The organism is Micromonospora sp. NPDC047730 (assembly GCF_043204765.1).
Taxonomy (GTDB): Bacteria; Actinomycetota; Actinomycetes; order Mycobacteriales; family Micromonosporaceae; genus Micromonospora.
The window spans coordinates 248,491-272,239 of the sequence record NZ_JBIDCU010000001.1 but is presented as its reverse complement, the minus strand read 5'-3'; the positions used below and the strand labels follow the sequence as shown (position 1 = coordinate 272,239).

Sequence of the window (23,749 nt, the reverse complement as noted above, 5' to 3'; positions counted from 1 at the left end):
CGGCGCGATTCGCGATGGCCGATCCGACATACGCGAGAAGAGGCATGCGATGAGGGACAGGATCCTCCAAGCTCTGAAGAGGCAGACAAAGTCAATCATGGTGCGCCGTAGGCGCAGGGATTCCATGATCAGCAAGCGGGGCCGCTCCAGAAGGCCCGGCAGGCTCTTCCAATAAGCGCGCATACGAAAGGGGTTGACGAGCCGCTACCGCGGCCCGTCAACCCACACGCGTCATCAAGGCCCGCCCGGGTGCTGGCCCGGCTCAGCGCCCGCGTCGAGCCGGGCGGCGTCACCGTCTCGGCCGAGGACCAGCAGGGCGTACGCCACCACTGGGTCTTCTGCGACCGCCCGCTGCCCGGCGGCCCGCGTTGCGCCCTGCCGACCAACCACACCGCGCCCTGCTCCCGCCGCCCCTGACGAACCCGAGCAGCTCCGGCCAAATCTTGGACAGTTTCCGTTCCCTGGGAACGACAACTGTCCAAGATTGCCAAGCCGGCGGGGGCAGGGGCGGCGCAGCGGCGCGATGTGGTCCCGACCGCTGAGCACGCGCGGGGCGGGCGGCGGGGCGTTGGGGGCCGGCGGGCGAGCCGGCGCGGACGGGCCCGTGCTCGGGGCTGCCGGGTGGCTACGGCCGGCGGACCCGGTAGTAGAGGTGGGTGACCTGGTCGCCCTCGATGACGGTCGGCCCGGTCAGCTCGACCGGCGGGTGCCCGAGCTGGTCGAAGAACGGCACCCCGCCGCCGAGCAGGACCGGCACGAGGTTGACCCGGATCTCGTCCAGCAGCCCGGCGTCGAGGCACTGGCGAGCGATGCTGCCGCCGTTGACCCCGACCCAGCGGTCGCCGGCCAGCTCCCGGGCCTGCGCGACGGCGGCCTCGATGCCCTCGGTGACGAAGGTGAACGGCGCGTCCGGCCGGGGCCAGCCGTCCGGCACGTGGTGGGTGACCACCACGACCGGCTTGTCCAGGGGGTGCCGGCCGTCCCAGCCGCCGACGAGGTCGAAGAGTCGCCGGCCGACGACCAGGGCACCGGTCTCGTCCATGGTGCGGCGCACGTGGCCGGCACTCGCCGGGGAGGTGCGGAACGTCAGGTCCGGCTTGGCGGTCGGCACGGGGACGTCGCCGTTCTCGTACCAGCGGAAGAGCAGGTCGAAGCCGCTCTCGCCCGGACCGGAGACGTAGCCGTCCAGCGACATGCTCGCCTCGGTGTAGACCCCGGCCATCAGAGCACCCGGGTGATCTGCTCGGCGGCGATCCGGGCTTCCAGGGTCGCCGGGTCGAGGTTGGCGCAGAGCACCACCGACGCGCCGACGGACAGCGGCGCCAGCAGCCAGTACACCGGCTGCTCGTGCTCGGCGACGTCGACCAGCAGCCGGTCGCCGGCCCGCAGGTCGAGCCGCTCGGCCACGGCCCGCGCGACGCTGCCCCACTGGCGGTAGCTCGTGCCGTCCGGGCTGGCCGCGTCGGCGCTGGTCAACGGGGCGGACGCGGGCAGCGCGTCGGTGTGCCGGGCCACCTCGGCGAGCCAGTCCAGGTAGCCCAGGGGCACCTCGGCCAACGGGGTGGACCCGAGCCCGAGGACGTAGCGGTGCCGGCCCTCGGGCACGTCCTCCAGCCAGTCGTCCAGCCGCTTCGCGCTGACGAAGACCGCGTCGAACGGCTCGTTGTCGCCCGGCCCGAGCTGCGGCAGCCCGGCGGTCGCCCGGGGGCGGAACGACACCGCCACCCCGGCCGACCAGGCGCCCAGCAGCACGGCGGCGGTCTGCCAGTGGGCCGGGAGCAGCACCGCGGCCCGGTCGCCGACGCCCAGCCCGCAGCCCTCGCGCAACAGCCCGGCGGCCCGCGCCGCCCAGCCGCCCAGCTCCGTGGCGGTCAGGTCGACCCGCTCACCGGTCGCGTCGTCGAGATACGTCAGCAGCGGCCGGTCCATCTCGGTGGGCCGGTCACCGGTCGGCGACTCCCGGACGAGGGCATCGGTCAGGATCATCACGCACTCCTCGGGCAGGCTCAGGCCACCCTACTCAACCAGCGTCGGACCGGCATTCCACTGACGCGCCGGCGAGGATCCACTGAGGATCCGTCACACCGGCAGCTCGGGGCCACCGTCGAGCAGCGGGGCGAGCAGGTCGCCGTCCTTCTCCACCCGCTTGAGCACTTCGCCCGCCACGTACGGCTTGGTGGCCGGCCGCTTCCCGGCCGCGCCCGCCTCGACCTCGTCCCAGGTCAGCGGGGTGGACACGGACGGCACCGACTGGGCCCGCAGCGAGTACGGCGACACGGTCGTCTTGGCCGCGTTGTTCTGGCTCCAGTCGATGAAGACCTTGCCGGGCCGCAGGTTCTTCGCCATCTTCGACACGACCAGTTTCGGGTGCGCCCGTTCCAGTTCCTGGGCGATCCGCTTGGCGTAGGCGGACACGTCCTCGGCGTCCTGCGTGCCGGCGATCGGGCAGCAGAGCTGCATGCCCTTCTTCCCGGACGTCTTCGGGTAGCTGTCGATGCCGTCCTCGGCGAGCCGGTCCCGCATCAGCAACGCCACCTGGCAGCACTGGCGCAGCGCCGCCGGCGGCCCCGGATCCAGGTCGACCACCATCATGTCCGGGTGCTCACCGATCTTCCACTGTGGGGTGTGCAGCTCCAGCGCGGCGAGGTTGGCCAGCCAGACCAGGGTGGGCAGGTCGTCGGCGACCACGTAGTCGATGGTCTCCCGGCCCTTGCTCGACCCGGGCGCGGGCAGCGTCTCGGTGCGTACCCAGCCGGGGGTTGCGGCCGGGGCGTTCTTCTCGAAGAACGAGCCGCCGGTGACCCCGTTGGGGAAGCGGATCCGGGTCAGCGCCCGGCCTTGCAGGTGCGGCAGGAGCACCGGGGCGATGCGGGTGTAGTAGTCGATCACCTCGCCCTTGGTGAACCCCGCGTCGGGATAGAGCATCTTGTCCAGGTTGGACACCTCCAGCGAGCGCCCCTCGACGTCCACCTTCAACCGCTCACCCGGCATCGTCGACCTCCTCGGCGGGCTTGTCCGGTCGCAGCCGGAGCACCCGGGGGAACCGCAACCGCCCGTCCGGGGTGCGCTGGCCGTACTTCACCTCCACCACGACCCTCGGTGTTACCCAGATCGCGCCCCGCGCATCCTCGCGCGGCAGGGCGTCGGCGAACGGCGACCCGCCGGCGCGCAGCGGCTCCAGCTCACGGAGCAGTTCCCGCTCGATGGCCGCGCCGATGCCGCCGCCGACCCGCCCCCGGTAGGTGAGCCGCCCGTCCGGGCGCGGCACCCCGACCAGCAGGCCGCCGATCTTCCGCGCCCCGGGCCGCCAGCCGCCGACCACGAAGTCGCCGGTCACCTCCAGCTTGACCTTCACCCAGTCCGGCGAGCGCACCCCCGGGCGGTAGACCGAGTCGACCCGCTTGGCCATCACCCCCTCCAGGCCGTGCTCGCCCGCCGCCTCGTAGGTGGCCAGGCCGTCGGGGAAGACCGGCGACACCGCCCACCGGGCGCCGCCGAGCGCCAGGCCGTCCAGGGCCTCCCGCCGGCGGGCGTACGACCAGCCGGTCAGGTCCTCGCCGTCGAGCCGGAGCAGGTCGAAGATCATGTACGTCACCGGGATGCTCGCCGCCAGCCGGGCGGCCTTGTTCCGGTCGCGGACGTGCATCCGCTCCGCCAGGGCGGTGAACGAGGGCTGGCCGTGCTCGCCGAGCAGCACCACCTCGCCGTCGAGCAGCGCGTCGCCCACCTGCTTCCGGAGGGTGGCCAGCTCGGGGTACGCGACGGTGATCTCGACGCCGGAGCGGGCGTACAGGTGCTGCCGGCCGCCGGAGATGTCGGCGAGCGCGCGGACGCCGTCCCACTTGAACTCGTACGCCCAGCCGGCACCCGCCGGGAGCTGCCCGGTCATCGCGAGCATCGGCTTGAGCGGCGCGCCGGGCACCCCATGACTGTACTTGCGCACGGAAGCGCTCGCGTGGCCTTCGATCTTTTGGCATCCTGCGCACTGCCGGCGACGTGGCGATCAGCCGGATCGTCGTGGCTCTGGTCAGCGGCGCGTGGTGGCGGCTGCGCGCTCGTCCGTCGCCGGATGCCGTGGCCGCCGGCTGAGGCGGCTGCGCCGATACAGCGTCACCAGGAAGATTCCCTGCAGCGTGCCCTCCACCAGCAGGAGCATCGCGCCGTCAGCGGCCCGGAGGAGATCGTCGCCGCCGAGGCCCGCCACCACTGCCGACCCAGCGCTCATCACGCCGTACCAGATGATCGGCAGGCCGTACAGGACGAAGCTGGCCAGTGCCAGGGTGCTGCCCACGACGACGGCCACCGCATAGCACCGCACCGCCCACCGCTCCCGATCCGACAGGGCGAGCACCGGGTCCTCTCCTGCCGGCGGCACCCACCTGGGCAGTACGGCGTGCCCGGCCCGGGCCGCCAGGTGGCGGGCGTGAGCCAACCCGTCCTGGAACAGGTTGCGGCAGCGCAGCAGGTCCAGCAACACGAAGTAGAGGTCGGTCCGCATGTAGACGTGGGCCTGCAGGACCATGGCTATGACGACGGTGACGACCAGCGCCCCGAGGAGTCGTCCGACGAGCGGGTGCGGCTCGGCGTAGGCGATCACGAGGAGCGCGACGCAGACCACCGCCAAGTCGCAGAACAAGCCACTGAGATACACCCGGTACCGCTTCTTCCGCGGCACCGACCAGACCGCGGTCACATCGGTCTGCATCACGAGATGGTGGAGGCGGGTGCTGAAGCTGATCCGGGCCGGCGCGCCCCATGAGCGGGCCGCAGCCAGGTGGCTCAGCTCGTGCAGGGTGGCGGCCGCCGAGAACAGCACCGTGTTGACGAGCACCGCCAGCCCGCTGTATTCGGTCCAGTAGAAGTCGCGGAAGGTCGGCAGCAGCTCGGGACGGCGGACGAGGGTGAAGGCGGTCACCGCGACCAGCGCCGCGTAGACCAGTTTCGCCGGTGTGCCGAAGAGCCAGCCGACGTGCCGGGCCGTCAACCACGGCAGATGGCTGGGCCGGAGCTGGTGCGGATCCGCGACGGCCTGACCGTCTATCACGCTGACGAAGCCGGCGTCAACGAGGTCGGTCACGAACTCCGCCAGATCCACCTCCGCCTCGAACTCGGTGGCGAGCCACGCCTCGACGTCGCCCAGCGGCTTGCCGTCATCGAGCCGCCGGACGGCCTCGACGCCGACGGCCGGTAGCTCGACGAACTCACCCACCTCCGCGCGACCGACGACGTACGTCTCCGGATCGTCGTCGGACACCCGCATGGTCAACGGGTGGAAGCGGACAGAACTGGCGGAGCCGAGCGTCCGCGTCGCCGTTCCGGTCATCGGTACCTCGATCCTGGCTGCGCGGAGGCGTCAGCCGCAGACCGCACACTCGGCGTCGCGGGGGGCCTCTATGACGTACTGGTGATCCCACTGCGCGATGTTCTGGTGATAGAGGCGCCCCGCGGTCTGCTGTGGCAGGCCGGCCAGGTAATAGATCACCTCGAGCGCGCACAGCTGTCCGCCGACGTTGGCCACCGCCGCGACGACCGCGTTCGGCCGTGGCCGGTCGGTCAGCGGCCTGCCCGCAGCATGGAACTCGCGTTGCTCCTCGCGCCGCGTGAGACAGGCGTAGCAGCCGGTCTGGCCTGGCAGGAAGGATCCCAGCACGATCGTGGGGCCCGCGTACAGCGACATGAACCACGGCGTGCCGGTGCGCACCGCGGCTTCGTTGACCCAGTGCTGGATCTCCGGCATCGGCTGGTCGGCGCAGAGCACGAAGCCGTCGCAGCCGGCCATCAGCCGCTGCACGTCGTCAGCCGAGCCCACCTGGCACTCCTCGCCGGTCACCACGACCTGCAAGTTCATGGCCCGCAGCCGGTCGACGGCCGCCTCCACCTTGGGCCGGCCGATGTCCTTCTCGTCGTAGAGCAACTGACGAGTCAGGTTGCTGCCCTCGATCACGTCGAAGTCGACACAGTGCAGGTTGCCGATCCCACTCGCCACGAGACCGGCCGCGACCGCAGTGCCGGTGCCGCCGAGGCCGAGCAGGACGATCCGGGCCTGGCTCAGGCGTTCCTGCACCGAGTACGGCGACTCCCGCGGGGTCAGGTCGATCCAGGCGTAGAAGTTTCGGGGCGACCGGTACCGCTCCGCGTCCTCCGGGGTCAGCCCGCCGGGCAGTGGGGCGCCGGCGTCCTCGACAAATCCCTGGTCGATGAGTTGTTGGATGACCTCACGGACGTTATCGGGGGTCAGGTCCGGATGCGTCCGGGCGAGATCCGCGCAGATGGTCTCCACGTCCCGCGTGCCGTCCATCAACGTCAACAGGGCAGCGATGCTGCCCTGTTCGTCGTCCTCGATCTCGGTGGCCACGCCGTACTGGAGCAGACCTATGACGATCCGACCGCCCGGAAGTTGGTACGGCTGGTGGACAGCCTTGATCATGGGGCGCAGCATTCGCATCAACACCTGTAACTGGTGGCACTGGGTGGGTCCCTGAGCGGGAGGCGTTCCGGTCGCCGTACTGCGGCTCGGCGACGACCGGAACGCGTGAGAGTGCGTCAGCCGCTCTGTCCGCCACGCAGGATGGTCGTCTCGAGCTTCTCGAGCTTGCGCACCTTGAGGGTCAGCTTCTTCGACGTGGTCTCCGCGACCGTCTTCGCCGGCTTCTCCATGTCTGATCCTCCCCGTACTGAAACTCGCTGTCCGGGTTCCCGAACAGTGAGATGACCTTGCAGCAGTTCTGACCCGAATTCAAGACCTTGACAGACCGGAGCACGTCCGGTTAGGACAGCGAACAGGACGCCCACCACGAGGACCAGCAGTCCGGCCAGGGGCACCAAGGCCGCCCGGTGGCGGGCGCGGCAAGCCACCTCGAACTCGCGTGGTCGTCCTCGCCGCGATCGGTGGCGCGCGGTGGCGGCTGCGGGTCAGCGGGCCGGCAACTCCGGACCATCGTGCAGCAGCGGCGCCAGCAGCTCCCCTGCTTCTCGACCCACTTGAGCACCTTGCTGCCGGTCGCCGGAGATGTCGGCGAGCGCGCCGGGCACCTCCCGACTGTACTTGCGCACGGAAGCCCTCGCGTGGCCTTCGATCTTTTGGGATCCTGGGCAGTACCGGCGAGAGGAGCACGGGGATGCGGGCCATCTGGAAGGGGGCGGTCTCGTTCGGGCTGGTCTCCATCGGCGTGCGGGTCTACTCGGCCACCGAGGAGAAGGACATCCGCTTCCACCAGGTGCACCGGGAGGACGGCGGCCGGATCCGCTACAAGCGCACCTGTCAGGTCTGCGGCGAGGAGGTCACCTACGACGACATCGCCAAGGGCTACGACATCGGCGGCGGCGAGATGGTGATCCTGACCGACGAGGACTTCGCCGACCTGCCGCTCTCCACCTCGCACGCGATCGACGTGCTGGAGTTCGTCCCCGCAGAGCAGGTCGACCCGATCCTCTACAACAAGGCCTATTTCCTGGAGCCCGAGGGCACCGCCACGAAGCCGTACGTGCTGCTGCGCGACGCGCTCGCCGACTCGGAGCGGGTGGCGATCGTCAAGGTGGCGCTGCGCCAGCGGGAGCAGCTCGCCACGCTCCGGGTCCGGGAGGGCGTGCTGCTGCTCAACACGATGCTCTGGCCGGACGAGATCCGTAGTCCCGACTTCGGCTTCCTGGACGAAGACCTGAAGGTCCGCCCGCCGGAGCTGGCCATGGCCAGCTCACTGATCGACTCGATGGCCGGCGAGTTCGAGCCGGACGCCTTCACCGACGACTACCGGGCGGCCCTCCAGGAGGTCATCGACGCGAAGGTGGAGGGTCGCGAGGTGGTCCAGCCGGAGGAGGTCGAGGAGGCCCCGGCCGCGGCGGTGGACCTGATGGCGGCGCTGAAGGCGTCCGTGGAACGGGCCAAGGCCGCCCGGGGCGAGGCACCGGCCGGCGGTGGCGGCGAGCCGACCCCGATCTCGGCGGCCCGCTCCGCCCAGAAGAAGGCCGCCGAGAAGAAGGCCGCCAAGGCGCCGGCCAAGAAGGCCGCCGAGAAGAAGGCGGCGCCCAAGAAGACGGCCGCGAAGAAGGCCGCCCCGAAGAAGGCCGCCGAGGGCGAGAAGAAGCCCGCGACGAAGAAGGCGGCCCCGAAGAAGGCGGCCCGCAAGACCGCCTGACCCGCGCCGGTTCGCACCCGTACCGCCCCGCGCGAGCTGATCTCGCGCTCGCCAATTCGTTAGCAGGGGGCCCTTCCTCTACCGGAAACGTTAATAAGGTGCCCTTCCTTACAGCCGAGGTTGCCTTGACGCCGGTGGCAAGGTCTAGCGTCGGTCGCGTCGGACGAGGGAGGTCGGATGCTGATCGGTGAGCTGGCGGAACGCGCCGGCACGAGCACCCGGGCCCTGCGCTACTACGAGACGCACGGCCTGGTCCGGGCGGCCCGCTCGGCCAACGGCTACCGCGTCTACGACGAGGCGGAGCTGCACGTCGTACGCGAGATCCGGGCCCTGCTCGCGGTGGGCTTCGGGCTCGACGACATCCGCCCGTTCGTCGCCTGCCTCCGGGCCGGCAACGCCTCCGGCCACGTCTGCCCGGACTCCGTCGCGGTGCTGCGGCGGAAGCTGGCCGAGGTGGACGCCGGCATCGACCGACTGCACGCGGTCCGGCAGGAGCTGCGGGACCAGCTCGCCCACGCCATCGCCCACCGGGAGGAAACATGCTCGAGACTGCGCCGGACGGCTCGCTGACCGCCGTCACCGACGACACCTTCGCCGCCGTGGTGCTCGCCGCCGACCGGCCGGTGGTGGTCGACTTCTGGGCCGACTGGTGCCCGCCGTGCCGGGCGATCTCCCGCAGCCTCGCCGAGCTGGCCGGGGAGTTCGCCGGGCGGATGGCCTTCGCCACGATCGACACCGACGCGAACCCGGACACCACGCGCACGTACGGCGTGCTGTCCCTGCCCACCCTCCTGGTCTTCCGCCGGGGCGAGGTGGTCGGCTCGATCGTCGGGGCGCGGCCGAAGCACCACCTGCGGCAGTCCCTGACCCGGCACCTGGCCGACTGAGCCCGCGCGCCTCGGCCGGCCGCCGCCCTGCCCCGGGCGTTCCTGCCGGTGCTGGTGGGGCGGGGGTGACCCGCGTGGTGGAAGCGGGACGGCCGAGGCGGCACGGTGGGCGTCGGGGCGGGTACCGTGTGCGTCGGCTTTCCCCCCGGCACTCCGATGCCGGCCACACCTTCGCAGCAGGGAGTCGACGCCGTGAGCGAGCGTACGCAGAACCGAGCCCAGAAGTCGGAGCGGCGGCTGGCCGCCCAGTTGGCGGCGCAGAAGGCGGCCGAGGCGAAGCGTCGCCGGCAGGCCTGGGCCGGCGGGCTCGCCGGCGTCGCCGTGGTCGCGGTGCTGATCACCGTCTTCGTGACGATCGGGCAGAACGACGACGACTCGAAGGAGCAGGCAGCGGGCACCCCGTCGGCGTCCGCCACCGCCCCGGCGGCCGACGCGCCCCCCGCCCCGCAGCTCCCGGCGGGTGCGGACCCGGCCCTGGGCAGCAAGCCGACGGTCGCCGCCGGCAAGGGCGAGCTGAAGAAGCTCACCGTGACCCCGCTGATCAAGGGCACCGGGCCGGCGGTGCAGAAGGGCCAGACGATCACCACGAACTACGTGGGCGTGTTCTACAAGGACGGCAAGGAGTTCGACTCGTCGTGGAGCGGCGGCCAGCCGGCCTCCTTCGCGATCGGCGTCGGCCAGGTCATCCCCGGCTGGGACCAGGGCCTGGTCGGGGTGACCGTCGGCAGCCGCGTGCAGCTCGACATCCCGGCCGAGCTGGCGTACGGCAACGACGCCTCCAGCGGGCGGCCGACCGGTCCGCTGCGCTTCGTCGTGGACGTGCTCGCGGCCCAGTGACCCGGGTGGCCGGCCCGGTTCGCCCGGGTTGTCGCCCCGGTGTGATGCAGTAGCCCACAAGGGGCTTCCGGCCCTTCACCCACCGGCAGTAGGTTCGGCGTCACCCCGGGCGGTCCGGCCGGCCGGGGTGACAACCGGACCGGACGCGGAGGTGCACGTGACGGCGCTGGACGACGCGGGGCGGACCGCCCGGGTGATGTGGACGCACTTCGAACCGGTCCACGCGGTCACCTACTTCCATCCCCGGGCCCGGGCCGCCTTCGAGGCGGTCGGGCTGCGCGGCTTCTGGCGCGGCTACTTCGCCGGCCGGGCGGCGCCGCTCGGGCCCGTCGACGCCGCGCCGGTGGTCGGGTCGTTCTTCAGCTTCGCCCCGCACACCGTGGCGCGGGCGCTGCCGGCCGTCTGGCGGCTCGCCACCCCGCAGGAGGCGCTGCGCGCCCGGCTCACCGGCGCGGTGCAGGCGCTGGCCGAGCTGACCTACGAGCTGCCCGAGTCGCACCTGGTCGAGGCGGCCGAGCTGCTGGAGGCGGCCGCCGCCGAGGTGGAGCCCGCCGGCCGGGTGCTCGGCGCGGCCAATGCCGCCCTGCCGCGCGGCGAATACCCGCTGGCCCGGCTGTGGCAGGCCGCCACGACGCTGCGGGAGCACCGGGGCGACGGGCACGTCGGGGCGCTGGTCGCGGCCGACCTCGACCCGGTGGAGACGCTCGCCTGGCGGGTCGCGGTCGGCATGTCCCCGCTGAACCTGACCGGGCGGGGGTGGGCCGAGGAGCAGTGGGCCGCCGCCCGTGCCCGGCTGACCGAACGGGGCTGGCTCACCGCCGAGGGCGAGGCGACCGCGCAGGGCCGGGCCCGGTTCCAGGCGATCGAGGACGCCACCGACGCCGCCGCCGCGCGGCCGTGGCGGGCGCTGGGCCGGGAGCGCACCGACCGGCTCCGGGAGCTGCTCGAACCGATCGCCCGCGCCGGCCACTCCGTCATCCCGGAGGGAAACCCGATCGGCCTGCCCACCCCGCAGAGCTGACCGCCGCCCGCCAGGGACGGCGGGGGTCCTGGCCCGCCCGGGGACGGCGCGGGTCGCCGCCCGGCGAGTCGGCCCGGTCGGCACCCGTCCGGGACGGCGCGGGTCGGTGCCCGATGGGGCAGGATGGGGCCGTGGCGGATGCGGTGATCTTCGACCTGGACGGCGTGATCGTGGACTCCGAGCCGGTCTGGGAGGAGGTGCGGCGGGCGTACGTGGCGGCGCACGGCGGGACCTGGCAGGCCGACACACAGCGCCGGCTGATGGGCATGAGCACCGGCGAGTGGGCCCGGTACCTCAGCGGGGAACTGGGCGTCGACCGGAGCGCCGAGCAGGTCGCCACCGAGGTGGTCGAGGAGATGACCCGGCGGTACGCGGCGCGCGTACCGCTGATCGACGGGGCCGACGAGGTGGTGCGCCGGCTGGCCGGGCGGTGGCCGCTGGGGCTGGCCAGCTCGTCGCCGACCCGGCTGATCGCGGCGGCGCTGGCCGCGACGGGCCTGTCCGACGTGTTCGGCGCGACGCTGTCGACCGAGGAGACCGAGCGGGGCAAGCCGGCGCCGGACGTCTACCTGGCGGTCGCCGGGCGGCTGGGCGTCGACCCGGCCCGCTGCGTAGCCGTGGAGGACTCGTCCAACGGCGTCCGGTCGGCAGCCGCCGCCGGGATGACGGTGGTGGCGGTGCCGCACGGGTCGTACCCGCTGGACCCGGACGCCGAGCGGCTCGCGGCGGTGGTGCTGGGCGCGGTGGACGAACTGACCCCCGCCACGGTGGACCGGCTCGGGTAGCGGCTCAGGCCGGGCGGGCGACCACGCCCAGCAGCGGCGTCGGCCGGTCGACCCGGGCGATCTCCGCGACGGTCCAGCCCGCGGCGCCCACGCGGTCGGTGAGCCGGTCGACGAGCGGGGCCAGCCGGGCGGGGTGCGGCGGCTCGTAGACCAGGTGCAGCACGCCGTCGGGGGCCAGCAGGCCGGCGAGGCGGCGGAACTCGGCCGTGGGCGGCCGGGTCCAGAACAGGTTGACGTTGACCGCGAGAATCCGGTCGTAGCGTTCACCGGACGAGTCCAGGGTGGACAGGTCGGCGTGCCGGAAGACGGCCCGGCCGGCGGCGACCTGCGCGGCGTTGCGCTGGGCGGCGGCCCGCAGCGCGGTGGCGGACCGGTCGACCGCGACGACCCGGGCGACCACCGGCACCGCGCAGATGAGCGCGACGGCCACGCCGTTGCCGCAGCCGATCTCCAGCACCCGGTGGCCGGCGCGCAGGTCGAGCCGGTCCACGGCCCAGCGCAGCCGCTCCGGCACCGGCCTGGTCGCCACCCGGTCAGCGTAGCCACGCCGGGCCCGTCAGACCCGCCCGACTCGGGCCCGACCTCGGCACGCGTCGCCGCGCGGTCCCGCAGCTCCCCGGTGCCGGCCGGTTCGGCGTCGGCCCCCAGCCCGTCCCGCATGACCACTCCCTCCCTCCGGTCACCCGGTTGCACGGTTTCCGGCCCCGCCGGGATCGGCATGAGCGCGGGTCCGCCGGGTACGGCAACCGACGGCGCCCCGCGCCGGGGCCGCCGGGTGAGGAGACGGGGATGAAGGCGATCGTGTACGAGCGCACCGGCGACGCCTCGGTGCTGCAACTGGTCGACCGGCCGGTGCCGGAGCCGGGTCCCGGCGAGGTCCTGGTGCGGGTGGCGGTCTCCGGGGTGAACCCGACGGACTGGAAGTCGCGCCGGCAGGGGCCGCTGCCGGACGGCTGGCAGACGCCGGGGCAGGACGGCGCGGGGGTGATCGAGTCGGTCGGCGAGGGTGTCGACCGGGAGCTGACCGGCGAGCGGGTCTGGCTGTGGGAGGCCGCCTGGCAGCGTCCGTGGGGCACCGCAGCCGAGTACACGGTGGTGCCGGTCCGGCAGGCGGTGCCCCTCGGCGACGCCTCCTTCGACGTGGGAGCCTGCCTGGGCATCCCCTTCCTCACCGCGCACCGGTGCCTGACGGCCGGGGAGTACACGCCGGACCGGCTGCACGCCGGGTCGCTCAGCGACCACACGGTGCTCGTGCAGGGCGGGGCGGGGGCGGTGGGCAACGCGGCCATCCAGCTCGCGCGGTGGGCGGACGCCTGCGTGGTCGCCACGGTCAGCAGCCCCGAGAAGGCGCAGCTCGCGGCGGCGGCCGGCGCGTCCTTCGTGGTCAACTACCGCGAGCAGGACGTGGTCGAGGAGGTCCGCAAGATCGCGCCCGACGGGGTGCACACGATCGTCGAGGTCTCCGCGGCGCGCAACGCCGCGACCGACGTGCAACTGCTCGGGCGCGGCGGCGCGGTGTGCGTCTACGCCGACGACGGCGGGGACGAGGTGACTCTGCCGATCCGGCCGTCGATGGTGCCGAACGCGCGCTGGCAGTTCGTGCTCGTCTACACGGAGCCGAAGGCGGCCAAGGCCCAGGCGGTGGTGGACGTGGCCGCCGCGGCGGCGCAGGGCGGCATCCGGGTGGGCGAGGACGCGGGCCTGCCGCTGCACCACCACCCGCTCTCGGCGACCGCCGCCGCGCACCGGGCGGTGGAGAACTCGGTGGTCGGGAAGGTGCTCATCAGCACCAGCGCCGCAGGGTGACGGCCCGCCGGCCAGGATGGGATCAGCCGCCCGAAACCCCTCTGAGCTGGGCGAATTTCCCCATCGCCGGGACAGAGGCGAACAACTTTCGCAACAATGGTGGTGCGGGTCGCCCCGCAAGGAGCGGGCGGCCCCGGCGCGGTGCGAACGCCGGGGCCGCCCCTGGGGAGGGATGTCTCAGGAGTGCGTCCCTTACCCCAACAGGCGACGGTGCGCGTGAAAACGTTACGGGGCCGTCAGCTCCCGCACACTCAGCTCACCCTCGGCGTACCGCGAGCGGACCACCTTCTTGTCGAACTTGCCGACGCTGGTCTTCGGCACCGCGTCGATGACCGCCCAGCGCTCCGGCAACTGCCAGCGGGCCACCGACCCGGCCAGGAACTCCCGCAGCTCCTCCGGGTCGGCCGACGCCCCCTCGCGGAGGACGACGGTGGCCAGGGGCCGCTCCCCCCAGCGCTCGTCGGGCACCCCGACCACGCAGGCCTCCAGCACGGCCGGGTGGGCCATCAGCGCGTTCTCCAGTTCGACCGAGGAGATCCACTCGCCGCCGGACTTGATCACGTCCTTCGACCGGTCGGTGAGGGTGATGTAGCCGTCCGGCGAGAGGGTGCCGACGTCACCGGTGCGCAGCCAGCCGTCGCGGAACTTCTCCTCGTCCGGGGTGTCGTCGCCGAGGTAGCGGGCGGTCACCCAGGGCCCCCGGACCTCCAGCTCGCCCACGGACGTGCCGTCGGCGGGCATCGGCTCGCCCAGCGGGCCGACGATCCGGGCCTCGACCCCGGCCGGCACCCGGCCCTGGGTGTAGCGGTAGCGCCAGGCGTCGTCGCCGGTCGCCCCGGCCGGCGGGCGGGCCACCGAACCGAGCGGCGACATCTCGGTCATCCCCCAGGCGTGCACGATGTCGATGCCGTGCCGATCGCCGAACGCGTGCATCAGCGCCGGTGGACAGGCCGACCCGCCGACGATCACCTCCTTCAGCGAGGAGGTGTCCACCTCGTGGCCGTCCAGGTGGGCCAGCAGGTCGTTCCAGATGGTCGGCACCGCCCCGGCCAGGGTGGGCCGCTCGGCGGCGATCATGTCGGCGATCGGCGCGGCCTGGAGGAACCGGTCCGGCATGATCACCGACGCACCGGAGATGAACGCCGCGTACGGCAGCCCCCAGGCCATGGCGTGGAACATCGGCACGATGACCAGCTCGCGGGTGGTCGGGCCGAGGCCGAACGACTCCGGCATGCAGACCTGCAGCGAGTGCAGGTATATCGACCGGTGCGAGTAGGCGACGCCCTTGGGGTTGCCGGTGGTCCCGGAGGTGTAGCAGAGGGCGGCGGCGGCGCGCTCGTCCACCTCCGGCCAGTCGTAGACGTCGGGCCGATCGGCCAGCAGCGCGTCCCAGTGGTGTACGGCGATCCGGTCGCCGGCCGCGGCCACCAGCGGGGCCGGGTCCCCGCCGCCGACCACGACCACGTGCCGCACCGTGGTCATCTCGCCGATCACCCGGGCGAGCAGCGGGATGAGCGTCGAGTCGACCAGCACCACCCGGTCCTCGGCGTGGTTGGCGATGTAGGCGACCTGCTCCGGGAAGAGCCGGATGTTGAGGGTGTGCAGCACGGCGCCCATGCTCGGCACCGCGAAGTAGGCCACGAGGTGCTCGTTGTTGTTCCACATGAAGGTGGCGACCCGCTCGTCGCCGGTGACCCCGCACTCGTCCCGCAGCGCGTGGGCCAGCCGGGCGGCCGTCCGCCCGACCTCGGCGTACGACATGCGGCGCGGTTCGCCGCCGGTCCACGTGACGACCTCGGCCGTGCCGTGCACGGTCGAACCGTGGGTGAGGATCCGCGCGACCTGGAGGGGGGCGTCCATCATCGTGCTACGCATGGGTAACAAATTAGTGTCGCCGGTCACACCTTGGGAACCCTGGAAAACCCGTCCGCCCCCGGCCGGCCCCGTAAATTGTCCGGGTGAGCATCTCCTGGGCCGATTCGTACGTGGGCCAGTTGCGCGCCCTGGCCGGTGACCGGACGCTGATGTTCGTCGGGGCCCGCGCCGTGGTCCGCGACAACGCCGGGCGCGTCCTGCTGATCCAGCGCTCCGACAACCACCAGTGGGCCCTGCCGGCCGGGGCGATGGAACTGGGCGAGTCGATCGCCGACTGCGCCGTCCGCGAGGTGCGCGAGGAGACCGGCCTGCGCGCCCTGCGGGTCAGCGCCTTCGCCCTCTACACCGGCCCGGACCGCACCCACACCAACATGTACGGCCACACGTACCAGATCTTCACGACCGCGTTCCGCGTCGAGGAGTGGGACGGCAACCTGGCCCGGGTCACCGACGAGACCGTCGACGCCGGCTTCTTCCACCGGGCGCAGTTCCCGGCCCCGCTCTCCACGAGCGTCCCCGAGACCCTCGCCGACCTCGACGTCTTCGAGCAGACCAACCGGCTGATCCTCAAGTGACCCGGGCCGGGGCGCACCCCGGACACCGATCGCGCCCGGGGTGACAGCCGAGGGTCACCGGATCACCGCCAGGATGCACCGTCCTTCAGGGCGGGGAGGAATGGCGAACGCGTCGTCAACCACGATCGTCCTTTGTGGTAAGACTGGTCCTGTGCGGACGGCGTACAGGTGTCGGGCGTACCCGAACCCGGAGCAGGCGGCGGTGCTGAACCGTACGTTCGGTTGCATCCGGGTGGTGTGGAACCGCACGCTTGCCGCCCGTCATGCTCGTTACCACGCTGAGGGCAGATCGACCTCGTACGCACAGACGGATCGGGCGTTGACGGAGATGAAGAAGCAGCCCGACCTGGCGTTTCTGGGTGAGGTGTCGTCGGTGCCGTTGCAGCAGACCCTGCGGCACCAGCACACCGCCATGACGGCGTTCTTTGCCAAGCGGGCCCGGTATCCGCGCTACAAGTCGCGGCATGGGCGCCAGCCGGCCAGTTTTACCCGGTCGGCGTTCCGGCTGCGTGGCGGGAACCTGTCGTTGGGGAAGACACCTGGTGTGTTGCGGTTCGTGTGGTCGTGGCCGGACATCGACCCGGCGGGGTTGGATCCGACGATGGTGACGGTGTCGCGTGACCCGGACGGCCGCTGGTTCGTGAGCTTCGCCGTCGACGCCGAGGCACCCGCCGCACCACCCGAACCGTCGGGCGGGGTCGTGGGGGTGGATCTCGGCCTGAGTGACTTCGCGGTGCTGTCCACCGGCGAGCGCATCCCGCATCCGAGGCACATGGAGCGGCGCGAACGCCGACTCAAGCGGTATCAGCGGATGATGGCCCGCCGGCAGAAGGGCTCCGCCAACCGCGCCAAAGCTAAACGGAAGGTGGCCCGGGCGCATTCGCGGGTGCGCGACGCCCGCCGGGACTTCCTCCACCAGCAGTCCACCGCCCTGGTGCGCCGGTTCGCCGCCATCGCCGTGGAGGACCTCGCGGTGGCGAACATGGTCCGCAACCGCTCCCTGGCCAAAGCGATCGCCCGTACCGGCTGGGCCGAGTTCCGCACCCTGCTTGCCTACAAGGCGCACCGCGACGGCCGCACCCTCGCCGTGGTGGACCGCTGGTACCCGTCGTCCAAGACGTGTTCGGCGTGCGGGCACCTGCTCGCTGTGCTTTCCCTCGGCACACGGCATTGGTCGTGTCCGGGTTGCGGCACCCGGCATGACCGGGACGTCAACGCCGCCCAGAACATCGCTGTCGCGGCCGGGCTGGTCGAGACGCAAAACGCCTGCGGAGCGGACGTCAGACACGAAGGACCTCCTTCCGTGCGGTCTGCGGTGAACCAGGAACCCCAACCCGCGAGGGTCGGAATCCCCCGCCGTTAGGCGGGGGAGGATGTCAAAGCATGGTCTGGCTCTTTGCCTCCATCTCGGCGGCGGCCTCCTCCTTCGATTCCCGGGACAGCGGCTTGCCGCCCGGCGCCGGGGCCTCGCCGCCGAGGCCGTCCGTACCGCCCGTGGTGCCGCCGGGGCCCGCCCCGCGCAGCTTCTCGTTCGGCAGCGCGAGGGTGACCAGCACCGCCACGATCGCGATCAGCCCGGTGGTCAGGAAGACCAGGTGCAGCGACTCGACGAACGACACCTGGACGGCCGCGCGGACGGGGGCGGGCAGGGCCAGGATGGTGGCCGGGTCGTTGACCGAGACGTTCGCTCCGCCGCTCGCCGCCACCGCGGCCTGCTGCTGCGGCGACAACTGGGCAATCGCCCCCGGCAGCCGGTCGGCCAGCTCGGACGTGAGCCGCGACGACAGCACCGCACCGAGGATGGCGACGCCGAACGACCCGCCCAGCGACCGGAAGAACGTCGCCGACGAGGTGCCGGCGCCCAGGTCCCGCATCGAGACGGCGTTCTGCACGGCCAGGATCAGCGACTGCATGCAGAGGCCCAGCCCGACACCGATCACCACCATGAAGCCGAAGGCCGCCCAGAGCGAGGTGCCCACCTCCAGCCGGGTGAACAGCAGCATGCCGACCACCAGCACCGCCGCACCGGCAACGGGGAACCACTTGTACCGCCCGATCCGACTCATCGCCCGGCCGATCAGCACCGAGGTGACGATGATGCCGGCCATCATCGGCAGCATCAGCAGGCCGCTGCGGGTCGGCGAGGCGCCCTTGACGATCTGGAGGTAGAGCGGGATGAAGATGATCGACCCGAACATCACCAGGCCGAGCACGAAGCCGGCGCTGTTGGCCAGGGCGAAGGTGGCGCTGCGGAACAGCCGCAGCGGCAGGATCGGCTCGGCCACCCGGGCCTCCTGGAGCACGAAGAGCACGCCGAGCACCACGCCCGCGACGAAGAGCCCGATGATCACGCCGGAGCCCCAGGCGTACTCGTTGCCGCCCCAGCTCAGCGCGAGCAGCAGGCAGCTCACCCCGGCGACCAGCAGCGCCGCGCCGAGCCAGTCGATCGCGTGGTCGCGCCGGGTGAACGGGATCAGCCGCATCACCCGGGAACAGACCACGATCGCCAGGATCGCCAGCGGCACGTTGACGTAGAAGATCCACCGCCAGTCGGTCTCGGCGAAGTAGCCGCCGACCAGCGGCCCGGCGACCGAGGAGAGACCGAAGACCGCCCCGAACAGCCCCTGGTAGCGACCGCGTTCCCGGGGCGTGACCACGTCCGAGATGATGGTGAACGCCAGCGTCATCAGGCCGCCGGCGCCGAGACCCTGGATCCCGCGGGTGACGATGAGCTGGGTCATGTCCTGCGACAGGCCGGCCAGCAGCGAGCCGAGCAGGAACGTGCCGATGGAGAAGAGGAACACCGGGCGACGCCCGTACAGGTCGGCCATCTTGCCGTAGAGCGGCGTCGAGGCGGTGGAGGCGAGCAGGTACGCGGTGACCACCCACGAGTAGTGGTTGATCCCGCCCAGCTCGCCGACGATCGTCGGCAGGGCGGTGCCGACGATCGTCTGGTCGAGCGCGGCCAGCAGCATGCCGGTCATCAGGCCGAACATGAGCAGCCGGATCTGCCGCCTGTTGAGCACCGGGGCTTCCGTGGTCATCCCAGGTCCTTTCCCCGCCCACCCGAAACATGCGTGCCGGCTGGTGGCCGGCCGGGTCGACCGTGCGGTGGGCCGGCGGTGCCGGCCGTCGGCCCGCCGACCGCCACACGGTCGACGAGGGGTCACCGGGACGGGTGCGGCCCCTCGGCGAACTCCTCGACGATCTTCGCGCAGAAGGCCGGCAGGTCGCCGGGCTTTCGGCTGCTGACCAGCCCGCCGTCCGTGACGACCTGCTCGTCGACCCAGGTCGCGCCCGCGTTGGTCAGGTCGGTGCGCAGGCTCGGCCAGGAGGTCATCCGGCGGCCCCGCACCACGTCCGCCTCGATCAGCGTCCACGGGCCGTGGCAGATCACCCCGACCGGTTTGCCGGCGTCGAAGAACCCCCTGACGAAGCGCACCGCGTCCGGGTCGGTCCGCAGGAAGTCCGGGTTCGCCACCCCGCCGGGCAACACCAGCGCGTCGTAGCCGCCCGCGTCCGCGTCGGCCACGGTCACGTCCACGTCGTACGCGGTGGACTGGTCCAGGTGGTCGAAGGACCGGATCGTGCCGGGCCTGAGCGAGACCAGCACCGCCGTGGCGCCGGCCCGCTCCACCGCCTCGCGGGGCTGGACGTACTCGACCTCCTCCACGCCGTCGGCGGCCAGGAACGCGATTCGCCTGCCCTGAAGTGTCGTCGCTGTCATGTCGGTGTCCTCTCCTCTCCGGGGTACCGTCCGTCCCTTCCCGGGGCCCGGTGCCCGAAACCCGCGCCCAGGGGGTGCGCAGGTTTGACGGGGGTGCCGAGGGGGACCCCGGGAGGCATGGCAGCAGCAGCGGAACAGCGCCGGCTCGCCACCGTGGTGGAGGGCTGGCTGGGGCGTCCGGTCCTGGTCATCGGCGACGCCATGCTCGACGACTGGCGGTTCGCCGAGTCCGACCGGCTCTGCCGGGAGGCGCCCGCCCCCGTCCTCACCCTGCGCCGGCGGATCTCGGCGGCCGGCGGGGCGGCGAACACCGCGGTGAACGTCGCCGCGCTCGGGGGCCGGGCGGTGCTGGTCGCACCGGTCGGCGCGGACGTCGCCGGGGACGAGTTGCACGACTGTCTGGACCGGGCCGGCGTCTGGGACCGTACGGTCAACCAGCCCGGCCGCCCGACGCCGGTGAAGCGGCGCATGCTGGCCGGCAACCAGATCCTGCTGCGCGAGGACTCCGGCGACCCGGACGACGCGCTCGACGACGACGGGGTGGCCCGGCTGCTCACGGCACTGGACTGCGCCACCGAGGAGCTGCGCGCCGCCGCCGGTGGCGAGGCGCCCACCCTGGTGGTCTGCGACTACGGCCTGGGGGCGCTGCCCGCTCCGGTGCGCGCCTGGCTGGTCGCCCACCGGGAGCGGTACGCGACGGTCGCCCTGGACGCCCACGACCTGGCCGACTGGCGGGGCCTCGCCCCGACCGTGGTGACCCCGAGCTTCGCCGAGGCGACCCGGCTGCTCGCCCGGGCCGCCGGCACGCGGCCGGCCCACGCGACCGAGCTGCACCTGGACCACCCCGACGGCGATCCGGCCGACGGCCCCTCCGAGCTCACGGTGGGCGCCGCGCCGGGCGGCCTCGGGCCGCTCCACGGCACCCGCCACCCCGACGCGACGGGCCTGACCGGGAACGCCGGTGGCCTGCCCGGGGCCCACCCGGCCGGAAACGCCGGCGGCGTGGCCGGGACCCGCCTGACCGGAAACGCCGGCGGGGTGGCCGGCCCGGCCGGCGGCGGAACGGGACCGACCGGGCACGGGGCGGGCCCCGTCCGCGCCGGTGTCGGGCCGACCGGCGAGCCGACGCCCGGCGAGGGCCGGGTGGCGATGACCGGGGACGGGCTCACCGTGACCGGGACCGGCGTCACCGTCAACGCCACGGCCGGCGAGGGCGTCGACCGGGCGGTGCTGGCCGAGTCCCGTCTCGCCGAGCTGCGCGCACACACCGGCGCCGACGTGGTGGCGGTGACCCTGGACACGGAGGGGGCGGTGGTCGGCGGGGCCGACGGCGAGCCCCGGCGCAGCCACAGCACCCCGGTGCCCGCCAGCCACGCGGTCGGGGCGGGGGACGCGTACCTGGCGGCGATGACGCTGGCGCTGGCCGCCGACGCGCCGCTGCCGACCGCCGCCCAACTGGCCCAGCTCGCCGCGACCATCACCGTCTCCGACACCGGCACCTGCGTGTGCCGCCGGGAGGACCTGCTCGCGGCCCTGGACGTGCCGGTCGACGGGGCGGGCCACCGGTCGCTGGTCGGGGCCGACGAACTGGCCGCGCTCGCCGCGGAGCACCGCCGGGCGGGTCGCTCGATCGTCTTCACCAACGGCTGCTTCGACGTGCTGCACCGCGGCCACGTGCGCTACCTGGAACAGGCCCGGGCGCTCGGTGACCTGCTGGTGGTAGCGGTCAACTCCGACGGCAGCGTACGCCGGCTCAAGGGCCCGGACCGGCCGGTGAACCCGGTCGAGGACCGGATCGCGCTGTTGGCCGCGCTGGCCTGCGTCGACCACGTGGTGGTCTTCGAGGAGGACTCCCCGGCAGGTCTCATCGAGACCGTCCGCCCCGACGTGTACGTCAAGGGCGGCGACTACCCGCCGGAGATGGTGCCGGAGGGCCCGCTGGTCCGCCGGCTCGGCGGGCAGGTCCGCACCCTCGGGTACGTGCCGGACCGGTCCACCTCGGCGATCATCGACCGGATCCGGTCGCACAGCCAGGAACCCCAGGGGGACTCCTCCCTGACGAGCAAGCCGTCGTGAGCCGCCCGCTCGACCTCGGCACGGCCGAGCGGTTCCGCGCCGAGCGGCTGCTCGACGTGCTGATCCCGACCCGCAACCGCCCGGCCGAGCTGGCGGTCACGCTCTCCGGGCTGGCCGCCCAGGAGGGCGTGCCCGGCTTCGGGGTGGTGGTCAGCGACCAGTCCGACGGCGACGCCGCGTACCGGCATCCGGCGTCGGCCACCATGGTCCGGGCGCTGCGCCACCGGGGGCACCCGGTGCTGCTGACCCGCCGGCTGCCCCGGCGCGGGCTGGCCGAGCACCGGGCCTACCTGCTGGCCGCCTCCGCCGCCCGGTACGTGCTCTGCCTCGACGACGACGTCTGGCTGGAACCGGGCACCCTGGGCCGGCTGGTCACCGCCATCGAGGAGCTGGGCTGCGGCTTCGTCGGCAACGCCGTGCACGGGCTGTCGTACGCCGACGACGTCCGGCCGGACACGCACCGGCACTACGAGGAGTGGACCGGGCGGCCCACGCCGGAACGGATCCGACCGGGCACCCCCGAGTGGGACCGGGCGTCGATCCACTCGGCGGCGAACCTGCTGCACGTCACGCGGACGCTCGACCTGCCGCCGGGAGCCTGGCGGGCGTACAAGGTGTCCTGGATCGGGGGCTGCGTGCTCTACGACCGCGCCAAGCTCCTCGATTCCGGCGGGTTCGACTTCTGGCGGCGGGTGCAGGAGAAGCACCAGGGCGAGGACGTCGCCGCCCAGCTCGCCGTGTTGGCGCGCCACGGCGGCGCCGGCGTCCTGCCCAGCGGCGCGTACCACCTGGAGTCGCCGACCACCGTCACCGACCGGGACGTGGAGGCGTGGGAGGTCGTGCTCGCCGAGGAGGACGCGGCCCAGCCGGCCTGAACCCGCGACCGGCGGCCGTGCTCAGGGCGCGCCGGGCTCGGGGTGCAGCAGCTCGCGGGCCGCCTCCACCACCTCCACCACCGGCACGTCGGTGACGAACGAATCCCGGTGCGGGCACTCGCCGTCGCCGGGGCGGTGCGGGTAGATGCCGGGGGTGCAGTCCACCCCGCAGACCGGGCAGAGCACCGTCCACGAGGCGATCGGCCGGTGCCGGCCGCGCAGCAGGTTCGCCACGTTGATCAGGTTGCCGACCCAGTAGATGCCGACGGTCGCGGTGCCCACGGCGGCGGCGAGGTGCAGCGGCCCGGTGTCGTTGGAGATCACCAGTTCGCAGCCGGCGTAACAGCCGGCCAGCCCGCCGAGGCTGAGCGTGCCCACCTGCGGGCGGACCGGCACCCCGGCCGCCGCGACCACCCGGTCGACCACCTCCTGCTCCGCGGGGGTGCCGGTGACCAGCACCTCGTACCCGTCGCCGACCAGGTCGCGGGCGACCCCGGCGAAGCGTTCGGCGGGCCAGCGTCGGCGGGTGTCCGTCGCGCCGGGGTGCAGCGCGACCCTGGGCCGCTGCGCTGGGCCGAGCACCTCGGCCGCTTCGGCCCGGTCGGCGTCGGTGACGGCCAGCGTCGGGACGACCGTGGTGGCCGGCGCGCCCACCAGCGCGGCCACCTCCAGGTAGCGGACCACCTCGTGCTGGTAGTAGACGTACCGGATCCAGCGGTCCAGCGGCGGCGCGTCCTCGGCGCGCAGCCCGGCGGTGACCCGGGCGCCGAGCGCGCCGACGAACGGGTTGGAGTTGGCGCCCCCGCCGTGCACCTGCAGCGCCAGGTCGAAGCGCTCCTTGCGCGCCGTGGCGAGGAAGCCGTCCGTCGACGACTCCGGCTCGTCCGGCTCGGGGTGGCGGATCCCGGGCGCGGGCGGCACCACCAGGACCCGGTCCACCGGGCCGGGCCGGTCGCGCCAGAGCTTCGCGTGCCACGGCGCGCCGAGCAGCACGATCTCCGCTTCCGGGTACGCGGCGCGCAGCGCGTCCAGCGCCGGCAGGACGAAGATGAAGTCGCCGAGCGCGTTGGCGCGCAGCACGGCGATCCGCTCGACGTCGGGCACGCGCCCGGCGACCGGGCCGAGCACGTCCGGGGTGACCACGGGCCCC

Annotated in this window: 23 protein-coding genes and 2 pseudogenes; 13 read left to right on the top strand and 12 right to left on the bottom strand. The window is 73.1% G+C overall.

Going from position 1 to position 23,749, the window contains the following annotated elements; genetic code table 11:
* The first annotated feature begins 171 nt into the window (after positions 1-171).
* Positions 172-417 (top strand): hypothetical protein, encoded by a 246-nt coding sequence (locus ACGF5G_RS01355; RefSeq protein WP_393259179.1) that lies wholly within the window; start codon positions 172-174, stop codon positions 415-417.
* Between the two features lie 208 nt (positions 418-625).
* On the opposite strand, the gene ACGF5G_RS01350 is transcribed toward ACGF5G_RS01355, so the two are convergent.
* From ACGF5G_RS01350 to ACGF5G_RS01320, 7 genes are all read right to left on the bottom strand, one after another.
* Positions 626-1,222: a dihydrofolate reductase family protein gene (locus ACGF5G_RS01350; protein ID WP_393257794.1), complete on the bottom strand. Its 597-nt coding sequence runs from the start codon at positions 1,220-1,222 to the stop codon at positions 626-628.
* The gene (locus ACGF5G_RS01345) at positions 1,222-1,986 is read right to left on the bottom strand and encodes a TIGR03089 family protein (RefSeq protein ID WP_393257790.1); all 765 of its coding nucleotides are present in this window, start codon (positions 1,984-1,986) and stop codon (positions 1,222-1,224) included. Before ACGF5G_RS01345 ends, ACGF5G_RS01350 begins: the two co-directional genes overlap by 1 nt.
* A gap of 93 nt (positions 1,987-2,079) precedes the next feature.
* Positions 2,080-2,991, bottom strand: coding sequence for a non-homologous end-joining DNA ligase (ligD, locus tag ACGF5G_RS01340; protein ID WP_393257788.1), 912 nt, complete (start codon positions 2,989-2,991; stop codon positions 2,080-2,082).
* A complete protein-coding gene (gene ligD / locus ACGF5G_RS01335; RefSeq protein WP_393257786.1) occupies positions 2,981-3,922 on the bottom strand; it encodes a non-homologous end-joining DNA ligase in 942 nt (313 codons plus the stop codon). Before ligD (ACGF5G_RS01335) ends, ligD (ACGF5G_RS01340) begins: the two co-directional genes overlap by 11 nt.
* 105 nt (positions 3,923-4,027) lie before the next feature.
* Positions 4,028-5,323 (bottom strand): PqqD family protein, encoded by a 1,296-nt coding sequence (locus ACGF5G_RS01330; RefSeq protein WP_393257784.1) that lies wholly within the window; start codon positions 5,321-5,323, stop codon positions 4,028-4,030.
* 30 nt (positions 5,324-5,353) lie between these two features.
* Positions 5,354-6,427, bottom strand: coding sequence for a ThiF family adenylyltransferase (locus ACGF5G_RS01325; RefSeq protein WP_393257783.1), 1,074 nt, complete (start codon positions 6,425-6,427; stop codon positions 5,354-5,356).
* Positions 6,428-6,912: 485 nt separating this feature from the next.
* Positions 6,913-7,053, bottom strand: coding sequence for a hypothetical protein (locus ACGF5G_RS01320; protein ID WP_393257782.1), 141 nt, complete (start codon positions 7,051-7,053; stop codon positions 6,913-6,915).
* 65 nt (positions 7,054-7,118) lie between these two features.
* Here ACGF5G_RS01320 and ACGF5G_RS01315 point away from each other — a divergent pair, with 65 nt between their 5' ends.
* From ACGF5G_RS01315 to ACGF5G_RS01290, 6 genes are all read left to right on the top strand, one after another.
* A complete protein-coding gene (locus tag ACGF5G_RS01315) occupies positions 7,119-8,135 on the top strand; it encodes a Ku protein (protein ID WP_393257780.1) in 1,017 nt (338 codons plus the stop codon).
* Positions 8,136-8,312: 177 nt separating this feature from the next.
* The gene (locus tag ACGF5G_RS01310) at positions 8,313-8,705 is read left to right on the top strand and encodes a MerR family transcriptional regulator (protein ID WP_350701749.1); all 393 of its coding nucleotides are present in this window, start codon (positions 8,313-8,315) and stop codon (positions 8,703-8,705) included.
* Entirely contained in the window at positions 8,675-9,022 is a 348-nt protein-coding gene (gene trxA / locus ACGF5G_RS01305; protein WP_393257777.1) for a thioredoxin, read from the top strand. The genes ACGF5G_RS01310 and trxA overlap by 31 nt, the downstream gene beginning before the upstream one ends.
* A gap of 156 nt (positions 9,023-9,178) precedes the next feature.
* Complete coding sequence (locus ACGF5G_RS01300) at positions 9,179-9,859, top strand: FKBP-type peptidyl-prolyl cis-trans isomerase (protein ID WP_393257775.1); 681 nt, start codon at positions 9,179-9,181, stop codon at positions 9,857-9,859.
* Between the two features lie 196 nt (positions 9,860-10,055).
* Positions 10,056-10,880, top strand: coding sequence for a hypothetical protein (locus ACGF5G_RS01295; protein WP_393259178.1), 825 nt, complete (start codon positions 10,056-10,058; stop codon positions 10,878-10,880).
* 113 nt (positions 10,881-10,993) lie between these two features.
* Positions 10,994-11,665: an HAD family hydrolase gene (locus ACGF5G_RS01290; protein WP_393257773.1), complete on the top strand. Its 672-nt coding sequence runs from the start codon at positions 10,994-10,996 to the stop codon at positions 11,663-11,665.
* Positions 11,666-11,669: 4 nt separating this feature from the next.
* Here the strand turns inward: ACGF5G_RS01290 and ACGF5G_RS01285 are convergent, their stop codons facing one another.
* A complete protein-coding gene (locus ACGF5G_RS01285) occupies positions 11,670-12,194 on the bottom strand; it encodes an SAM-dependent methyltransferase (protein WP_393257771.1) in 525 nt (174 codons plus the stop codon).
* 260 nt (positions 12,195-12,454) lie between these two features.
* On the opposite strand from ACGF5G_RS01285, the gene ACGF5G_RS01280 reads away from it, so the two are divergent.
* Positions 12,455-13,471, top strand: a complete 1,017-nt coding sequence (locus tag ACGF5G_RS01280; protein WP_393257769.1) for an NADPH:quinone reductase — start codon at positions 12,455-12,457, stop codon at positions 13,469-13,471.
* Positions 13,472-13,696: 225 nt separating this feature from the next.
* Here ACGF5G_RS01280 and ACGF5G_RS01275 read toward each other — a convergent pair whose 3' ends face one another.
* The gene (locus tag ACGF5G_RS01275; protein WP_393259176.1) at positions 13,697-15,331 is read right to left on the bottom strand and encodes a fatty acid--CoA ligase; all 1,635 of its coding nucleotides are present in this window, start codon (positions 15,329-15,331) and stop codon (positions 13,697-13,699) included.
* Positions 15,332-15,429: 98 nt separating this feature from the next.
* On the opposite strand from ACGF5G_RS01275, the gene ACGF5G_RS01270 reads away from it, so the two are divergent.
* Positions 15,430-15,921, top strand: a complete 492-nt coding sequence (locus ACGF5G_RS01270) for an NUDIX domain-containing protein (protein ID WP_357698942.1) — start codon at positions 15,430-15,432, stop codon at positions 15,919-15,921.
* Between the two features lie 73 nt (positions 15,922-15,994).
* Positions 15,995-17,284, top strand: a complete 1,290-nt coding sequence (locus tag ACGF5G_RS01265; protein WP_393257767.1) for an RNA-guided endonuclease InsQ/TnpB family protein — start codon at positions 15,995-15,997, stop codon at positions 17,282-17,284.
* Between the two features lie 13 nt (positions 17,285-17,297).
* On the opposite strand, the gene ACGF5G_RS01260 is transcribed toward ACGF5G_RS01265, so the two are convergent.
* Positions 17,298-18,965, bottom strand: a complete 1,668-nt coding sequence (locus ACGF5G_RS01260) for an MDR family MFS transporter (RefSeq protein ID WP_393257764.1) — start codon at positions 18,963-18,965, stop codon at positions 17,298-17,300.
* 122 nt (positions 18,966-19,087) lie between these two features.
* The gene (locus ACGF5G_RS01255; RefSeq protein WP_393257761.1) at positions 19,088-19,648 is read right to left on the bottom strand and encodes a type 1 glutamine amidotransferase domain-containing protein; all 561 of its coding nucleotides are present in this window, start codon (positions 19,646-19,648) and stop codon (positions 19,088-19,090) included.
* Positions 19,649-19,765: 117 nt separating this feature from the next.
* On the opposite strand from ACGF5G_RS01255, the pseudogene ACGF5G_RS01250 reads away from it, so the two are divergent.
* From ACGF5G_RS01250 to ACGF5G_RS01240, 3 genes and pseudogenes are all read left to right on the top strand, one after another.
* Positions 19,766-20,594: pseudogene (locus ACGF5G_RS01250) on the top strand (PfkB family carbohydrate kinase); the annotation flags it as partial.
* 272 nt (positions 20,595-20,866) lie between these two features.
* Positions 20,867-21,724 (top strand): annotated as a pseudogene (gene rfaE2, locus ACGF5G_RS01245) (D-glycero-beta-D-manno-heptose 1-phosphate adenylyltransferase); the annotation flags it as partial.
* Complete coding sequence (locus ACGF5G_RS01240) at positions 21,721-22,599, top strand: glycosyltransferase family 2 protein (RefSeq protein ID WP_393257758.1); 879 nt, start codon at positions 21,721-21,723, stop codon at positions 22,597-22,599. The pseudogene rfaE2 and the gene ACGF5G_RS01240, both read left to right, overlap by 4 nt.
* Before the next feature lie 21 nt (positions 22,600-22,620).
* Here ACGF5G_RS01240 and ACGF5G_RS01235 read toward each other — a convergent pair whose 3' ends face one another.
* Complete coding sequence (locus ACGF5G_RS01235; protein WP_393257755.1) at positions 22,621-23,742, bottom strand: glycosyltransferase family 9 protein; 1,122 nt, start codon at positions 23,740-23,742, stop codon at positions 22,621-22,623.
* Between the last annotated feature and the right edge of the window lie 7 nt (positions 23,743-23,749).

Excerpts from the sequence above, each read along its gene's own strand:
- ACGF5G_RS01255 (WP_393257761.1), bottom strand. The coding sequence starts at position 19,648 with ATGACAGCGACGACACTTCAGGGCAGGCGAATCGCGTTCCTGGCCGCC.
- ACGF5G_RS01315 (WP_393257780.1), top strand. The coding sequence starts at position 7,119 with ATGCGGGCCATCTGGAAGGGGGCGGTCTCGTTCGGGCTGGTCTCCATC.
- trxA (WP_393257777.1), top strand. The coding sequence starts at position 8,675 with ATGCTCGAGACTGCGCCGGACGGCTCGCTGACCGCCGTCACCGACGAC.
- ACGF5G_RS01300 (WP_393257775.1), top strand. The coding sequence starts at position 9,179 with ATGCCGGCCACACCTTCGCAGCAGGGAGTCGACGCCGTGAGCGAGCGT.
- ACGF5G_RS01310 (WP_350701749.1), top strand. The coding sequence starts at position 8,313 with ATGCTGATCGGTGAGCTGGCGGAACGCGCCGGCACGAGCACCCGGGCC.
- ACGF5G_RS01265 (WP_393257767.1), top strand. The coding sequence starts at position 15,995 with ATGCACCGTCCTTCAGGGCGGGGAGGAATGGCGAACGCGTCGTCAACC.
- ACGF5G_RS01330 (WP_393257784.1), bottom strand. The coding sequence starts at position 5,323 with ATGACCGGAACGGCGACGCGGACGCTCGGCTCCGCCAGTTCTGTCCGC.
- ACGF5G_RS01345 (WP_393257790.1), bottom strand. The coding sequence starts at position 1,986 with ATGATCCTGACCGATGCCCTCGTCCGGGAGTCGCCGACCGGTGACCGG.
- ACGF5G_RS01350 (WP_393257794.1), bottom strand. The coding sequence starts at position 1,222 with ATGGCCGGGGTCTACACCGAGGCGAGCATGTCGCTGGACGGCTACGTC.
- ACGF5G_RS01260 (WP_393257764.1), bottom strand. The coding sequence starts at position 18,965 with ATGACCACGGAAGCCCCGGTGCTCAACAGGCGGCAGATCCGGCTGCTC.
- ligD (WP_393257788.1), bottom strand. The coding sequence starts at position 2,991 with ATGCCGGGTGAGCGGTTGAAGGTGGACGTCGAGGGGCGCTCGCTGGAG.
- ACGF5G_RS01275 (WP_393259176.1), bottom strand. The coding sequence starts at position 15,331 with ATGGACGCCCCCCTCCAGGTCGCGCGGATCCTCACCCACGGTTCGACC.
- ACGF5G_RS01325 (WP_393257783.1), bottom strand. The coding sequence starts at position 6,427 with ATGATCAAGGCTGTCCACCAGCCGTACCAACTTCCGGGCGGTCGGATC.
- ACGF5G_RS01295 (WP_393259178.1), top strand. The coding sequence starts at position 10,056 with ATGTGGACGCACTTCGAACCGGTCCACGCGGTCACCTACTTCCATCCC.
- ACGF5G_RS01290 (WP_393257773.1), top strand. The coding sequence starts at position 10,994 with ATGGGGCAGGATGGGGCCGTGGCGGATGCGGTGATCTTCGACCTGGAC.
- ACGF5G_RS01280 (WP_393257769.1), top strand. The coding sequence starts at position 12,455 with ATGAAGGCGATCGTGTACGAGCGCACCGGCGACGCCTCGGTGCTGCAA.